At 62.4% G+C, this 15,066-nt stretch carries 11 protein-coding genes and 2 pseudogenes; 4 read left to right on the forward strand and 9 right to left on the reverse strand.

The genetic code is table 11. The annotated features are described in order from the left end of the window. Positions 1-39: 39 nt before the first annotated feature. The 7 genes and pseudogenes from H097_RS18965 to H097_RS18995 all read right to left on the reverse strand — a co-directional run bounded on the left by H097_RS18965 (position 40) and on the right by H097_RS18995 (position 7,421). Positions 40-1,941: a TonB-dependent receptor gene (locus H097_RS18965; protein ID WP_032861649.1), complete on the reverse strand. Its 1,902-nt coding sequence runs from the start codon at positions 1,939-1,941 to the stop codon at positions 40-42. Between the two features lie 138 nt (positions 1,942-2,079). Continuing rightward, positions 2,080-3,978 carry a 1-deoxy-D-xylulose-5-phosphate synthase gene (dxs, locus tag H097_RS18970; RefSeq protein ID WP_032861650.1) on the reverse strand — a complete coding sequence of 633 codons (1,899 nt, stop codon included), beginning with the start codon at positions 3,976-3,978 and terminating at the stop codon, positions 2,080-2,082. A gap of 110 nt (positions 3,979-4,088) precedes the next feature. Beyond that, positions 4,089-4,976, reverse strand: a complete 888-nt coding sequence (gene ispA / locus H097_RS18975) for a (2E,6E)-farnesyl diphosphate synthase (RefSeq protein WP_032861652.1) — start codon at positions 4,974-4,976, stop codon at positions 4,089-4,091. Continuing rightward, a complete protein-coding gene (locus H097_RS18980) occupies positions 4,973-5,215 on the reverse strand; it encodes an exodeoxyribonuclease VII small subunit (RefSeq protein ID WP_032861653.1) in 243 nt (80 codons plus the stop codon). Before H097_RS18980 ends, ispA begins: the two co-directional genes overlap by 4 nt. Positions 5,216-5,328: 113 nt before the next feature. Further along, a complete protein-coding gene (locus tag H097_RS18985; protein ID WP_032861655.1) occupies positions 5,329-5,727 on the reverse strand; it encodes a MerR family transcriptional regulator in 399 nt (132 codons plus the stop codon). Continuing rightward, a pseudogene (locus H097_RS18990) lies at positions 5,714-6,309 on the reverse strand (NAD(P)H-dependent oxidoreductase). The gene H097_RS18985 and the pseudogene H097_RS18990 overlap by 14 nt, the downstream one beginning before the upstream one ends. 92 nt (positions 6,310-6,401) lie before the next feature. Beyond that, on the reverse strand, positions 6,402-7,421 hold the full coding sequence (locus tag H097_RS18995) for an AraC family transcriptional regulator (RefSeq protein ID WP_032861656.1): 1,020 nt from the start codon (positions 7,419-7,421) through the stop codon (positions 6,402-6,404). Between the two features lie 229 nt (positions 7,422-7,650). Here H097_RS18995 and H097_RS19000 point away from each other — a divergent pair, with 229 nt between their 5' ends. From H097_RS19000 to H097_RS19015, 4 genes and pseudogenes are all read left to right on the forward strand, one after another. Then, positions 7,651-9,246 (forward strand): FAD-binding oxidoreductase, encoded by a 1,596-nt coding sequence (locus H097_RS19000; protein ID WP_032861657.1) that lies wholly within the window; start codon positions 7,651-7,653, stop codon positions 9,244-9,246. A 4-nt stretch (positions 9,247-9,250) separates the two neighbouring features. Then, positions 9,251-10,840: a glycerol-3-phosphate dehydrogenase/oxidase gene (locus tag H097_RS19005; RefSeq protein WP_032861658.1), complete on the forward strand. Its 1,590-nt coding sequence runs from the start codon at positions 9,251-9,253 to the stop codon at positions 10,838-10,840. Positions 10,841-10,850: 10 nt separating this feature from the next. Then, on the forward strand, positions 10,851-12,440 hold the full coding sequence (locus H097_RS19010) for an FGGY-family carbohydrate kinase (protein ID WP_050593406.1): 1,590 nt from the start codon (positions 10,851-10,853) through the stop codon (positions 12,438-12,440). 138 nt (positions 12,441-12,578) lie between these two features. Beyond that, positions 12,579-13,139 (forward strand): annotated as a pseudogene (locus H097_RS19015) (DUF1329 domain-containing protein); the annotation flags it as partial. A gap of 337 nt (positions 13,140-13,476) precedes the next feature. Here H097_RS19015 and H097_RS19020 read toward each other — a convergent pair. After that, positions 13,477-14,250 (reverse strand): XRE family transcriptional regulator, encoded by a 774-nt coding sequence (locus H097_RS19020; RefSeq protein WP_082445637.1) that lies wholly within the window; start codon positions 14,248-14,250, stop codon positions 13,477-13,479. Between the two features lie 225 nt (positions 14,251-14,475). Then, entirely contained in the window at positions 14,476-15,003 is a 528-nt protein-coding gene (ppa, locus tag H097_RS19025; RefSeq protein WP_003176323.1) for an inorganic diphosphatase, read from the reverse strand. Positions 15,004-15,066: the final 63 nt, after the last annotated feature.

The following is a 15,066-nucleotide window of genomic DNA, read 5'->3' on the forward strand; positions in this document are numbered from 1 at the left end:
ATCGCTGGCTTGCCTGCGATGGCGTCGCCCCAGACAACTTTAGAGCTGCGGCGTCCATGTCACGCCAACCATCCACGTCCGGCCCTCTTCCCGATACGGTTGGTTATTCTGGAAGCCCGGATCGTCATAGCTGTACCACGCCCGTGTATAGCGGCGGTCCAGTAGGTTATCCACCTTCAGCGACAACGCCACTTCCCGATTCAGCGCCCAGCCACTGCGCAATCCCACCAGGTAATAGCCTGGGAGCCGGTTCTTGTTGTCCTCGGCGTCGTAGCTGCTGCTGATTGCCTGCCAACTGGCGCCCAGGCTCAACTGATCGAACTGCCGATCCAGGTCCAGGTTCAAGGTGCGCCGGGCACGGCGGGCGAGGGTGTGGCCGCTGTTGCGGTCGCGTGGGTCGATGATCGACAGGCCGAGGTTGCCCTGCCAGCCGAACAGCTCCTGTTTGAGTGCGGCTTCGAAGCCGTTGATGCGGGCGGTGGCGACGTTTTGTGGCTTGCCGCTGGCGTCGAGGATGATCGCGTCTCTCAGATCAGTGCGGTACAGCGAGGCTTCCAGCTGCGTGCTATCACTGAGCTGGCTGCGCCATTGCAGTTCGTAGCTTTTCGAGGTTTCGGGCTGTAGGTCAGGGTTGCTGTACTGAGTGTCGGGGTAGTACAGATCATTGAACGTCGGCGCACGAAACCCTTCGCTGTAGCTGAACAGCACGTCGTTGTTGGGGTTGACCGGCAAGGTCAGCGTGCCGCTCCAACTGTTCTGCCCGCCGAACTGCTGGTTCTGGTCGCGGCGCAGCCCCAGTTCGGTGGAAAACCACTCGCCCTTGAATCGATGCTGGATAAATGCGGCGCGGTTCCAGCGGCTGTTTTCGTTGTACGTAGTGCTGCCGTGAAAACGGTCTTCATACCAATCGCCGCCGAGGATCAGGCTGTTTTGCTGGTCGAGCGTCAGGTCGTTCTGCCAGTTGATCGAGTCGCGGTAGGTGTTGAACACGCTGAAGTCAGCGCTGAGCTTGTCACGTTTGGTGTCGCGGTTTTCGCTGTGGCCCAGCTCTACACGACTCTGCCATACCTCGTTGAGTTGGGCGTCGATATAGGCACTGGCGCTGCTGACGGTGTAGTCGGTATAGGGCTTCTGCCCGAAACTTTGTTTAATGACATCGTCGTAGCGTCCAGCGCTGTTGTCATATTCAGACTTGCCACGGCTATCCAGCAGGTTGAACCCCATCTCCAGTTCATCACTGAACCTATGACTGAGGTTCAGGCTCAGCGACTTGTTGCGATAGGCATCATGATCGCGATCGCTGGGGAAGGAGGCGTGACTCCAGTCGATACCGGCGGTTTCATCCAGGCTCGCGCCCAGGTTGAAGCGCGTGCGCTCATCGCCGCCCGACAGGCCCAGGCTGCGCTCCCAGGTGTGGTTGCTGCCAAAGCCCAGTTTCAGGCGCGGTTGCAGGCCTTGTCCGGCATTGCGACGGGTAAATACCTGAATCACCCCACCGATGGCGTCACTGCCGTAAATCACCGAGCGCGATCCGCGCAGCACTTCCACCCGTTCAATCTGATCGACATTCAGGTATTGCAGGCCGCTGTCGCCGGACGTGGTATTGGCAATGCGCTGGCCATCCACCAGCACCAGGCTTTGCGCCGACTTGGTGCCGCGCATGAAAATCCCCGGCAAACTGCCTCGGCCACCGGTCCGCGCCACTTGCACGCCGGGCACGCGGCTGAGCAGGTCGGTGAGGCTGGAGGGTTGCAGGCGGTCGATATCGTCGCGGGTGAAGACCGTGTTGGCGGCGCTGCTGTCATTGCGCGCCTGGACCTGGCGGTTGGCGCTGATCACCACATCGGGGAGCTTCAGGGCGTCATCGCGTTCAAAGCTGTCGGCCAGCAGGTCGGTGGCGGGGAGCAGCAGCAGGGATAGGGCAAGGCGAAGGCTGCTCATGGGCTGTCCATAGCGTTGGAAGTTGACACAGTACCCATGTGGGAGCGGGCTTGCTCGCGAATGCGGTATGTCAGTATCAAATGTGCTGACTGATACACCGCATTCGCGAGCAAGCCCGCTCCCACATTTTGCTCAGTGTTACAGGCCCAGCAGTGTCATGCGCGCACGCACCGCAGCCTCAATCCCCGCCTCATCCAGCCCACACTCGGCCAGCATCTGCGCCGGCTTGGCGTGTTCGACATAAATGTCCGGCAAACCCAGGTGCAGCACCGACTTGAGGATATTCTCCCGCGCCAGGAACTCGCTGACCGCCGCACCGGCGCCGCCCATGATGGCGTTTTCTTCAACGGTTACCAGCAACTCATGGCTGCTGGCGATTTCGCGCACCAGGGCTTCGTCCAGAGGTTTGACGAAACGCATGTCGATCACCGTGGCGTCGATGTTCTGCGCCACTTTCAGGGCTTCGGCCAGTTGCACGCCGAACACCAGGAATGCGGTCTTGCTGCCCTGGCGACGGACGATGCCCTTGCCGATCTCGATCGGTTCCAGGTCTTTCTCGATCACCGCATTCGGGCCATTGCCACGGGGGTAGCGTACCGCTGCCGGGCCGTTGTACAGGTGCCCGGTGCTGAGCATCTTGCGCAGCTCGTTCTCGTCGCTCGGGGTCATCACCAGCATGCCGGGGATGCAGCGCAAGTACGACAGGTCGTAGCTGCCAGCGTGGGTCGGGCCGTCTTCGCCGACCAGACCGGCGCGGTCGATGGCGAACAGCACGTCGAGGTTCTGCACCGCCACATCGTGAATAAGCTGGTCATAACCGCGTTGCAGGAACGTGGAGTAGATCGCCACCACCGGCTTGGCGCCTTCGCAGGCCATGCCGGCAGCAAAGGTCACCGCGTGTTGCTCGGCAATCGCCACATCGAAGTAACGCAGCGGGAAACGCTCGCTGAACGCCACCAGGTCGGAGCCTTCCTTCATCGCCGGGGTAATGCCTACCAGGCGCGGGTCGGCGGCGGCCATGTCGCATAGCCATTCGCCAAACACACCGGAGTACTTCGGCCCGCTGGCCTTTTTGGGTGCCGCCACGGGCGCGTCCAGCGGTTCGAGCTTGGTGATGGCGTGGTAACCAATCGGGTCGACTTCCGCCGGGGCGAAGCCTTTGCCTTTCTTGGTGACGATATGCAGGAACTGCGGGCCCTTGAGGTCACGCATGTTGCGCAGGGTGGCGATCAGGGTCGGCAGGTCGTGGCCGTCGATCGGGCCGATATAGTTCCAGCCCAATTCTTCGAACAGGGTGCCGGGGACCAGCATGCCCTTGGCGTACTCTTCGGTACGGCGGGCAATTTCCCACGCGCCTGGCAGGCGCGACAGCACTTTCTTGCTGCCTTCGCGCATGCTGGCGTAGGTACGGCTGGACAGAATCTTTGCCAGGTAATTGGACAGGCCGCCGACATTGCGCGAGATCGACATGTCGTTGTCGTTGAGGATCACCAGCATATTGGCATCCACTTCCGGCGCATGGTTCAACGCTTCGAACGCCATGCCGGCTGTCAGCGCGCCATCACCGATCACGGCAATTGCCTTGCGATCGCTGTTTTGCAGGCGGGCGGCAATCGCCATGCCCAGGGCTGCGCTGATCGAGGTGCTGGAATGGCCGACGCCAAAGGTGTCGTACTCGCTCTCGGCGCGGCGCGGGAAGGCGGCAATGCCATCCTTCTGGCGCAAAGTGGCCATGCGCTCGCGGCGTCCGGTGAGGATTTTATGCGGATACGCCTGGTGCCCCACGTCCCACACCAGCCGGTCGTCCGGGGTGTCGAATACGTAATGCAACGCGATGGTCAGCTCGATGACGCCCAGGCCTGCACCAAAATGCCCACCGGTCTGGCCGACCGTGTAGAGCAATTCCAGGCGCAACTCATCGGCCAGGGTTTCCAGCTCGGCTTCACCCAGGCGGCGCAAGCCGGCCGGCGTGTTGGCACGGTCCAGCAGAGGCGTGGTCGGGCGCTTGCGGGGAATCTCTTGAAACGTCGTGGGCATCAGGCGAATCGTTATAGGTATAGAAGAGGCGGCAGTTTACCTCAAGCATTGCAAACTGCCCACGCAGAGCACCGAACTTGGCTGATAGGCGGCCGTAATGACCGCTGTAATCAGTGGCGACGTTCGACGATATACCGCGCCAGGTCGCGTAGCGGCGCGGCTGCCGCGTCGAATGGTCGCAGGGCGTCCAGGGCCTGGTCACGCAGTTCCAGGGCATAGGCCTTGGCGGCTTCCAGCCCAAGCAACGACGGATAGGTCGGTTTGTCCCGGGCAATATCGGCGCCCTGGCGCTTGCCGAGGGTCGCGGTATCGCTTTCTACGTCGAGAATATCGTCCTGCACCTGGAACGCCAGGCCGATGGCCCGGGCATACACCTGCAAGGCGGCCAACTGCGCCGCTTCGGCGCGGCCACTGGCCAGGGCGCCGAGGTGTACGGCTGCCTCGATCAGTGCGCCGGTCTTGTGCCGGTGCATATATTCCAGGGCTTGCTGGTCCAGCTTGAGGCCGACCGAACCCAAGTCAATCGCCTGGCCCCCGACCATACCCGCCGGGCCCGCTGCCGTGGCCAACGCGGTGACCATGCGCAAACGGATCTGGGCATTGACGTCGCTCAAGCGTGGGTCGAGCAAGGCGCTGAACGCCAGGCTTTGCAGGCCGTCACCGGCGAGGATCGCACAGGCTTCGTCAAAGGCCTTGTGGGTGGTGGGCTGGCCGCGACGCAGATCGTCATCGTCCATCGCTGGCAAATCGTCGTGTACCAGCGAGTAGGCGTGAATCAACTCCACTGCACACGCCGCGCCATTGGCTTGCGCGGCGTCCACACCCAGCGCCTCACAGGCCGCGTAGGCGAGCAACGGCCGCACACGCTTGCCACCGTTCATCACGCTGTAGCGCATGGCTTCATACAGACGCTTGAGTTCGGGGCTTGGCGCCACAAACAGCGGCTCCAGCGCAGCATTGACCCGGGCCTGGCTGCTGGCCTGATAAACGTCGATCATTGCGGTTGTTCCGCGTCGAAAGGTTCTTCGGCCAACTCCCCATCCCGCTCCAGCAACACTTGGACCTTCTGCTCCGCCTGCGCCAGCGCGCTCTGGCAATCGCGAGTCAGGCCAATGCCTTGCTCGAATGCCGTCAACGAGTCTTCCAGCGACAACTCGCCGTTCTCCAGCCGCTCGACCAGGGTTTGCAGATCGGCGAGGGATTGTTCGAAATCGAGTGCAACTTTTTTGCGGGCCATGGCGGCTATTCCGGTTGACGGTAAACGGGCGCGACACTAGCAGATAGGGGGGGGAGGGGCAAATAAGGGGCGCTTGAGCACGCCCTGCAAAACCAATGAGGCGACCTGCTGAATTAGGTGTTGAGGACGGTGCCCGTTTCCACCAACCGCGCAAATGGGCACTGGCCCTGGGCCTGCTCCAGGCTGCCCTCAAACGCCACCAGCCCGGCATGCACCTGTTGCAGGGCTGTAATCTGCGTCATCAATTCGACCTTTTTTTGCGCAATCGCCTGGTTGGCGCGCTGCCATGGCAGCTCGTCGCCACGGTGTCCGTGCAAAATCCCCTGCAACTCCTTGAGCTTGAAGCCCAACAGCTGCGCACACTTGATAAACGTCAGCAGCTCAACGCTCTGCGCCGAGTACACCCGATACCGCCCCTCGCGTTGCGGGGGCGGCAGCAGGCCGATGTCCTCGTAGTGACGAATCGCCTTGATTGTCGTGCCTGACAACTGCGCGGCTTTACCGATGTACATGCAGATCCTTTCCTAAAAGAGTGTGCCGGCCTTCTTCAGCCACTTGTCGCGCTGCGCCGCCGTAGAGCCCAGTAGCGGGCCGAACATCACTGTCTTGATCGGCTTGATGCCACAAAACTCAAGGGTGGTCTTACGCATCTGGTGGATGCCGGGCATGTGGTAGAACCAGCGGTAATACCACGCGGGTGTGTCCATGGTCACCAGCAGGTGGGCGGTTCGGCCTTTCAAGAGCTTGTCGGGGAACGCCTTGCCCTTGCGGTATTTGAAGGCGAAGCCGGCGAGGAAAATCCGCTCGATAAACCCCTTCAACAAGGCCGGAACGCCGCCCCACCAGATAGGGAAGACGAACGTCAGATGTGTCGCCCAGAGTATGTCGGATTGGGCGCCGAGCAAGTCGGGCTCCAGGGGTTGGGCCTGGTGATAGGCGTGGTGCAGGATCGGGTCGAAAACCAGCTCGCCAAGGCGCAGGATGCGGACTTCATGGCCGGCGGCCTTGGCCGATTGGAGGTAGGTCTCGGCGAGTGCCGAGCAGAAGCTGGTGCTGGAGGAGTGGCCGAGGATGACCAGGATGCGCTGAACCACGGGGAAAGCCCTGAGGGAAATGATGCCCAGCGTAGGGTCTGCCATATAGGGGAGAGTCAAGGGCAATGGCTTTCTAGTCGGCGGTGGTGGCCTCAGCTCCCACGGTGAGTCTGCCGATACTCGCCCGGCGGCACACCGGTGCGGCTCTTGAAGGTGCGGTGGAACGAGCGCGGCTCGGTGAAACCCAGGTATTGGGCGATGTCCTGGATCGGCAGGTCGCTGTGCAGCAGGTAGTGCTCGGCCAGTTCCTGGCGCAGGTCGTCGAGGATCTGCTGGTAGGACGTACCGGCCTGTTGCAACTGGCGCTGCAAGGTGCGCACCGACATGGCGAACTGCTCGGCCACCTGTTCCTTGCGCGGCAGGCCTTCCTTGAGCAACTGGCGCAGGGCGTTCTTCACCCGTAGCGCCAGGGTCGAATCGTCCAGCGAGGCCATCAGGGCCAGGGCATGTTCCTCCAGGGTGCGCAGCAATTGCGCATCGGCCTGGCGCAGGGGCGTTTGCAGGTAACTCAACGGCGCCACCAAGGCCGAGCAGGGTTGCTCGAATAACACCGGGCAACCGAAGAAGTCCTCGTATTGGCTCAGTTGCGCGCCTTCCGGCAACGGGTGTTCGAGCAGCACCTGGCTGGGCGACAGTTCGGTGTCGGCGATCCAGCGTGCATACACCAGCCAGGACGCCAGCACGTTCTCGACCATATGCCGACGGATCCGTGGCTGCTGGTGGCGGCAGTTCCAAATCAGCCGCACTTGCTCACCGACCATCTCCGCGCGGCTGGTGCCCATGTCACCCACCAGCTTTTCGAACGGCATGATGCGGTTCATCGCCTCGCCCAGGGTGGCGCAGTTCATGGTGATGTAACCCAGCACGCTCCACGAGTTGGGCAACACGAACCGTGCCGAATTGAGCCCGAACAACAGGTCCCCGGAATGTTCGCAGAAATACTCCAGCAGGCGTTCGTGGGCTTCCACGGGCAGGCGCAGGCTGTTGTCGTCCAGTTGGCCGGCCGTGATCCCGGCCGCCGCCAGGGCGGGGGCGGTCGCCACGCCAAGGTGTTCGGCATGGCGCAGGTATTTCAGCAGAGGAGGGACTGAGGTCGAGCCGAGTGTCTGCATGATTGGGTTCCTGGCGGGGGTGTTGCCGGCGGCATTACCTTGCGCGCTTCGATGGCTGGCAAGGTAATTTGAAACCGTGGCTAAAGTAAATGCTCCCGTGGCGACATCGGGTAATGGGCCGATTGACCCAATTGGCTACTCCATTTGTCCTGATGCGACCGTGACAGCTTGCGCCGGCTGATTAGTATGGGTGGACTGAAAATCACACGATCTGCTGGGAGAAACACGCATGCGACGCTGGAACGGCTGGGGCGAAGAAACCACGCAGATGGAGATGCCGGCCCATGGGGCGGCGTTCTTGCGCGAGCGACTGGGCGAGGGTCACACCCTGCCTGACGCCAGCCTGGACAGCGCCCTGGCCCGGGTTCCCGCCTCGCGCCTGGCGCCCCATCCGCTTTACAGCATCGAGCCCCGTGACCGCCTGATGCATGCCCGGGGCCAGAGCCTGCCGGACTGGCTGGCCCTGCGTGAAGGTGTTCTGGGCCAGTACCCGGATGCAGTGGCCCTGCCGGAAAGCGTCGAGCAGATCCGCCAGTTGCTGGCCCTGGCCGACAGTGCTGACCTGTGCCTGATTCCCTATGGTGGTGGCACCTCGGTGGCCGGGCATATCAACCCGCCGGCGTCCTTGCGCCCGGTGCTGACGGTGTCCCTGGCACACATGGGCCGCCTGCTCGACCTGGACGAGCAAAGCCTGATCGCCACCTTCGGCCCTGGCGCCAGTGGCCCCCAGGTGGAGAGCCAGTTGCGGGCCAAAGGCTACACTCTGGGGCACTTTCCGCAGTCTTGGGAACTGTCGACCCTGGGTGGCTGGGTGGCCAGCCGCTCCAGCGGCCAGCAATCGCTGCGCTACGGGCGGATCGAGCAACTGTTCGCCGGTGGCACCCTGGAGACGTTCGCCGGGCCGCTGGAGATCCCGACCTTCCCGGCTTCGGCCGCCGGCCCCGACCTGCGGGAAGTGGTGCTGGGCAGTGAAGGGCGCTTCGGCATCATTTCCGAGGTCAAGGTGCGGGTCAGTGCGCTGCCCGAGGATGAGCGCTTCTATGGCGTGTTCCTGCCGGACTGGCCCCGTGCCCTACAGGCTATCCGGCAATTGGTGCAGGCACGAGTGCCGCTGTCGATGCTGCGCCTGTCCAATGCCATGGAAACCCAGACCCAACTGGCGCTGGCCGGCCACCCCAACCAAATCGCCTGGCTGGAACGCTACCTGGCGCTACGCGGGGCTGGCGAGGGTAAATGCCTGCTGACTTTCGGTGTCACCGGCAATCGTCGGCAGAATGCCCTGTCGTTGCGCCAGGCGCGCCAGCATCTGAAGGCCTTTGGCGGCGTATTCACTGGCACCCTGCTGGGCAAGAAATGGCAACAGAACCGCTTTCGCTTCCCCTATCTGCGGGAGAACCTCTGGCAGGCCGGCTACGTGGTCGACACCCTGGAGACCGCGACCGATTGGTGCCATGTCGACGGCTTGCTGCACGCTATCGAGGCCGGCCTGCGCGACTGCCTGGCGGCCGAGGGCGAGCGGGTCCATGTGTTCACCCATCTATCCCATGTCTATGGCGAAGGGTCGAGCATCTACACCAGCTATGTGTTCCGCCCGGCGGCAGACTACCCGGCCACCCTCGAACGCTGGAAGGCCCTGAAGCAGGCGGCCAGCCGCACCATCGTCGAAAACCACGGCACCATCAGCCACCAGCATGGCGTGGGCAAGGACCACGCGCCCTACCTGCCGAGGGAGAAAGGCGAATTGGCGATGGCTGCGCTGCACAGCCTGAGCCGGCATTTTGACCCGGCCGGGCGCCTCAACCCCGGCACGCTGCTGGAAGACTAGGCCCATGAGCAATGACTGGAATGCCCAATGGCGCGAAGCCGTGCTGCCGCAACTGGCGAGTGAAACCTGGGACCTGATCGTGATCGGTGGCGGCATCAGTGGCGCCGGGATCCTGCGCGAGGCGGCCCGGCGCGGCTGGCGCTGCCTGCTGCTGGAGCAGCGGGACTTTGCCTGGGGCACTTCCAGCCGCTCGTCGAAAATGGTCCATGGTGGCCTGCGCTACATCGCTAAGGGCCAGTGGCGCCTGGCCCGTGATTCGGTGCGCGAGCGCCAACGCTTGATGGGCGAGGCACCGGGGTTGGTAGACCCCATGAGTTTCCTGATGCCGCACTATCGCGGCGGGTTCCCCGGGCCACGGGTATTCGGCGGTTTGCTGCGCTTGTATGACGCGCTGGCCGGTTGTCGCAGCCGCCAGTTCCATAAACCTGCACAACTGCGCTATCTGGCACCGGGCCTGAAGGAGCCAGGACTGCTGGGTGCCTCGCAGTTTCGCGATGCGCTGACCGACGATGCGCGGCTGGTCATGCGCGTGTTGGCCGAGGCCCGTGCCGATGGCGCCTGGGTGCTCAATGGCCTGCGGGTGCGCCAGGTGTTGCGCGACGGCGAGCGTGTGTGTGGGGTCGAGGTCGAGGACACTGAGGGCGGCGCGGTTATGCAAGTGCGCTGCGCGGTGCTGGCGGTGGCCACCGGAGCCTGGGCTGAGCGCCTGCAACCGGGCGGCGGGCAGCGCCAGTTGCGGCCCTTGCGTGGTAGCCATCTGTTGTTGCCGGGCTGGCGCTTGCCGGTGGCCCATGCCTTCAGTTTCATGCATCGGCGCGACGGCCGTCCGGTGTTTGTCTTTCCGTGGGAAGGGGCCACGGTGGTGGGCACCACCGACCTGGATCACCGCGAGGATCTGGACCTTGGTGCGAGCATCACCTGTGAGGAACTCGACTACTTGCTGGAGGCTTGCGCCCAGCCATTTCCCCAAGCCCAGGTGACGGCGGCGGACGTGCTGTGTACCTGGTCCGGGGTGCGCCCGGTGGTGGGCGCCGCCGACTCCCAGGCCAAGCCATCGAATGAAACCCGCGAGCACGTGCTGTGGCAGGAGCCCGGCTGCGTGACCCTGGCGGGAGGCAAGTTGACCACCTTCCGGCCCCAGGCCATCGAGGTGCTGCGGGCCTGTGCCGGGATGCTCGGCAAACCCCTGGAGGATGACGGCGCGCCGGTGTTCCAGGCCGTACCGTTGCAGGCGATCCCCGGGCTGAGCGACGCCGGCGTGCGGCGCCTGGCCGGGCGTCATGGCCGCGATCTGCCGCGCCTGGCCAGCTTGATACGCACCTTGGGCAGCGATTGCGTCGGGGCCAGCGATACCTTGTGGGCGGAGCTGGCGTTTGCCGCCGAGACCGAGATGGTTTTGCACCTGGACGACCTGTTGTTGCGGCGCACTCGCCTCGGCCTGCTATTGGCCGAAGGCGCGGCCCACTACCTGGCGGACATCCGCCGGCTGTGCCAGCCGCGCCTGGGCTGGGACGACGCGCGCTGGGAACAGGAACAGCAGCGTTACCTGCAACTTTGGCAACGTCATCACAGCGTACCCTGCGCCTCGATCTGAAGAGAGCTTCATGAAAAAAGAGAGCTTCGTGGATAACAACACCCCCGGCAAAGACTATGTGCTGGCGATCGACAACGGCACCCAGAGTGTCCGCGCGCTGTTGTTCGACCTGCAGGGCAACCTGCTGGGCAAAGGCAAGGTCGAGTTGCAGGCCTACTACTCCAGCCAGCCCGGCTGGGCCGAGCAGGACCCGGATTATTACTGGCGCAAACTGGGGGAAGCCTGCCAGCAGTTGTGGGCGCAGACCGGCATCGACCGCAGTCTGATCCGCGGCGTGTCCCTGACCACCCAGCGCGGCACGTTGATCAATGTCGATGCCCAGGGTCAGGCGTTGCGGCCGGCCATCCTTTGGCTCGACCAGCGCCAGTGCGAGCCGAAGGGCGGGATCAAGGGGCCCTGGGGCTGGCTGTTCAAGCTGATTGGCGCCCAGGCCACGGTGGACTACTTTCGCGCCCAGGCCGAGGCCAACTGGATCGCCCAGCATCAGCCGGATATCTGGGCGGCCACTGACAAGTTCCTGCTGCTCTCGGGGTTTCTCAGCCATCGCCTGACCGGACGTTTTGTCGACTCTGTGGGCTGTTGCGTGGGCTACTTGCCCTTCGACTTCAAACACCTGCGCTGGGCCGCGCCCCGGGACTGGAAATGGCAGGCCCTGGCGGTGCGGGCGGAGCAACTGCCGAGCCTGTACAAACCGGGGGAAGAGCTGGGCCGCATCACCGCCGAGGCCAGCCGCCATACCGGGATCCCGGAGGGGTTGCCACTGATTGCCGCCGGCTCCGACAAGGCTTGCGAGGTGCTTGGTTCCGGCGTGGTGGAGGCAACGACCGCGTGCCTGTCCTATGGCACCACGGCGACCATTACCACTACTCGCTCGCGCTATCTGGAGATTGTCCCGCTGATCCCGCCTTACCCGGCGGCGATCCCTGATCACTACAACTGCGAAGTGATGATCTATCGCGGCTACTGGATGGTCAGTTGGTTCAAGAACGAGTTCGGCCTACGGGAAATGCAGCAGGCCCGCGAGCAGGGCCTGGAACCGGAGCAACTGTTTGATGCGCTGGTCAACGCGGTGCCGCCCGGGTCCATGGGCCTGACCCTGCAGCCCTACTGGTCGCCGGGTATCCGTGAACCCGGGGTGGAGGCCAAGGGGGCGATGATCGGCTTTGGCGATGTGCACACCCGGGCGCATATCTACCGGGCGATTCTTGAGGGCCTGGCCTATGCGCTGCGCCAGGGCAAGGAGCGTATCGAGCGCCGTTCGAAAACCCCGATCAAGCGCCTGCGCGTGGCCGGTGGCGGCTCCCAGAGCGACGCGGCGATGCAACTCACCGCGGATATCTTTGGCCTGCCCGCCGAGCGCCCCCATGTGTTCGAGGCGTCCGGGCTGGGGGCGGCGATTGCCTGTGCCGTGGGGCTTGGGCTGTACCCGGATTTTGATACGGCCATCGCCGCCATGACCCGCACCGCTGAAGTCTTCATGCCCCAGCCTGAGGCGCAACAGATGTACGACCGCTTGTACCGCGAGGTCTACCTGCACATGTATCGCCAGCTCAAGCCGCTGTACCAGAGCATCCGCGAGATCACCGGCTACCCGGCGTAGACCCCCTGTAGGAGCGAGCTTGCTCGCGAAGAACTTGATGCAAGCACGCGTTATCGTTGACGTCCTTCGCGAGCAAGCTCGCTCCTACAGGGGCATTAGACCCCGCTACGTGGCGCTATTGGAGAGTCTTTTTGGCAAAACCTGGCCTACGACACACCGATCTCATCCTCCGATGGCCTGCGCACGGCGGACGACACCGACATGTTCAACGGCTCGCCGGATCGCTACGACTGGAAACTGCTGGGCAAGAAAGAAATCTACATCCCCTACAACAACTACAAAGTTGCCAGCGCCGACGTGAAATACGCCGACCTGCTCAAAGTCGGCCACCTCAACCCGCAATACACCCGCTACGAACTGCACCGCGTGTGGGTAGTCGAAGGCACCCTCAAACCAACGGCGCGGCACCTGTACTCCAAACGCGTGCTGTACCTCGATGAAGACAGCTGGGGCGCAGCGGTGGTCGATCAGTACGACGGCCGTGGCGAACTGTGGCGGGTGTCGATGGCCTACTTGAAAAACTTCTACGATTTGCCAACTACCTGGAGTGCATTGGACGTGTTCCATGACCTGCAGGCACGGCGGTATTACGTACAGAACCTGGATAATGAAGAGCCACAGACGGTGGATTTTGGTCAGGCGATTCCGGAGGATTCTTACTTTATGCCGGCGGGGTTGCGGTTGCGCGGGACTCGGTAGGGCTGTTGTTGTTACTTAGGTCGCGAGAGCTGTGCTTGAGGGTGCGGCTCTTGGTTTTTCGTTGGGAATAACTAAAGCCCTGGAATAGTTTGGTTAGCAGGGGGCTTTTAGATGGGATTAGGTTTTGGGGGCATTAAAAAGCCGGCTTGTGGCCGGCTTCTCGGGGACTGGTTAAGTCTATTTTTGGTAAACCTCACCAGCCTTCAATCGTTCACTCAAGCTCTCGCCCAAGTGATAAAGGGGGCATCAGCGGGAACTCCTCCGCATCGCCGGGCAGGGTGTGTCGGCGCTACGCCAACCCCTGCCAAATGTGCCGCGCATAATACTTACACTCCTCTCAATTTTCCAGCGTCTGGTCTGATTTAGAGCTGTCGTGGCCGATCAGGTGCTCGTCCAGCGGGACGGGAGGGCGGCGGTTGTTCAGGGTGGACCACCAGAAGACCCAGCCCAGGATGTGTACGTTTTGCTCGAAGCGCTGATCGTAAGTCAGGAGTTCGTCGGGGTGTTCGTTGCTGTTGTGGCTGCGGATGCGCAGGCCGCCGCCGGGGCGGTTGTAGAGGTATTTGATGCGCAGCATGCCGTCGTGTTCGAGGGCGTAGATTTCGCCGTCGATGATTTGCGTGCGGCCACGGTCGATGGCCAGGATGGCGCGGTCCTGGATGATGTCGGTCATGCTGTTGCCGACCATGTAGGCCCCCAGGGCACGTTCGGCGGTGACGTTGAGTTGTTCCAGGGTGTGCAGGGAGAGGCGTAGGCTTTCTTCGGTGTTGAAGGAGGCGTGGAGGGGGATTTCCACGTCGATTTTTTCCGGGCCGCTGCTGGGGCCGCAGAGGTAGTGGCCGCAGTCTTCGCGTGCGTCAGCGTTGTTTGCTGTGTTGGGGCCTTCCAGTTGGTAGTTGGTCGGCGGGTGTTTGGGGCCTTCGCCGGTACGCAGCCAGCGGCTGGTGACACACAGCAGTTCTGCTATTTCGTCGAGCCGGGCCATGGGCACGCCACGCTTGAACCAGTTGTTTACGTGCTGGGGCGTGACGTCGCGATTCTTGGCGAAGTCGGATGCGGAAAGATGAACTTCCCGAAGTAATATTCTTAAGCGATCACCTGATGTATTCATAAACGCAGAGTTTACTGGCCGGAAAACTAGATCAAATAAACTATGTGTTGAGTTGGTGTATGTAGGTATTTCCTTATTGAAAGTGAAATCCTGTCGATAATGTATTCAGTTAAACGTTAGTTGATGATTTGTTTATTCTATTGAACTTGTTGTTTATTTTTTCCCACAAAAAAAGCCCCGGATGATCGGGGCTTTTTTGATTGCCGTGGCAATGAGTAGCGGGTATCAGCCTTTATAGGCGGCTACCGACTTCATGATCTCGGCACGGGCGGCGTCTGCGTTGCCCCAACCGTCGATCTTCACCCATTTGCCTTTTTCGAGGTCTTTGTAGTTCTCGAAGAAGTGCTTGATCTGCTCCAGCAACAGTGGCGGCAGGTCGGTGTATTCCTTCACGTCGACGTACAGCTGGGACAGCTTGTCGTGTGGTACGGCGATAACTTTGGCATCGCCGCCGCCGTCGTCGGTCATGTTCAGGATGCCAACCGGGCGGGCACGGATGACCGAGCCTGGGGTGACCGGGTAAGGCGTCACGACCAGCACGTCGAGGGGGTCACCGTCGTCTGCCAGGGTGTTAGGGATGAAACCGTAGTTGGCCGGGTAGAACATCGGGGTGGCCATGAAACGGTCAACGAACAGGCAGTCGCTGTCTTTGTCGATTTCGTATTTGATCGGCGCATGGTTGGCCGGAATCTCGATGGCGACGTAGATGTCGTTCGGCAGGTCTTTGCCAGCCGGAATCTTGCTGTAGCTCATTGGGCGTTGCCCCCGTTATTGGCCAGGTAAACTGGCCGGATTGGCCTAAAAGTGGCGGCGATT

Source organism: Pseudomonas sp. FH4 (assembly GCF_000510915.2).
Taxonomy (GTDB): domain Bacteria; phylum Pseudomonadota; class Gammaproteobacteria; order Pseudomonadales; family Pseudomonadaceae; genus Aquipseudomonas; species Aquipseudomonas brenneri.

Excerpts from the sequence above, each read along its gene's own strand:
- H097_RS19005 (WP_032861658.1), top strand. The coding sequence starts at position 9,251 with ATGAGCAATGACTGGAATGCCCAATGGCGCGAAGCCGTGCTGCCGCAA.
- H097_RS18980 (WP_032861653.1), bottom strand. The coding sequence starts at position 5,215 with ATGGCCCGCAAAAAAGTTGCACTCGATTTCGAACAATCCCTCGCCGAT.
- H097_RS19000 (WP_032861657.1), top strand. The coding sequence starts at position 7,651 with ATGCGACGCTGGAACGGCTGGGGCGAAGAAACCACGCAGATGGAGATG.
- H097_RS19020 (WP_082445637.1), bottom strand. The coding sequence starts at position 14,250 with ATGAATACATCAGGTGATCGCTTAAGAATATTACTTCGGGAAGTTCAT.
- dxs (WP_032861650.1), bottom strand. The coding sequence starts at position 3,978 with ATGCCCACGACGTTTCAAGAGATTCCCCGCAAGCGCCCGACCACGCCT.
- ispA (WP_032861652.1), bottom strand. The coding sequence starts at position 4,976 with ATGATCGACGTTTATCAGGCCAGCAGCCAGGCCCGGGTCAATGCTGCG.
- ppa (WP_003176323.1), bottom strand. The coding sequence starts at position 15,003 with ATGAGCTACAGCAAGATTCCGGCTGGCAAAGACCTGCCGAACGACATC.
- H097_RS18965 (WP_032861649.1), bottom strand. The coding sequence starts at position 1,941 with ATGAGCAGCCTTCGCCTTGCCCTATCCCTGCTGCTGCTCCCCGCCACC.
- H097_RS18985 (WP_032861655.1), bottom strand. The coding sequence starts at position 5,727 with ATGTACATCGGTAAAGCCGCGCAGTTGTCAGGCACGACAATCAAGGCG.
- H097_RS18995 (WP_032861656.1), bottom strand. The coding sequence starts at position 7,421 with ATGCAGACACTCGGCTCGACCTCAGTCCCTCCTCTGCTGAAATACCTG.
- H097_RS19010 (WP_050593406.1), top strand. The coding sequence starts at position 10,851 with ATGAAAAAAGAGAGCTTCGTGGATAACAACACCCCCGGCAAAGACTAT.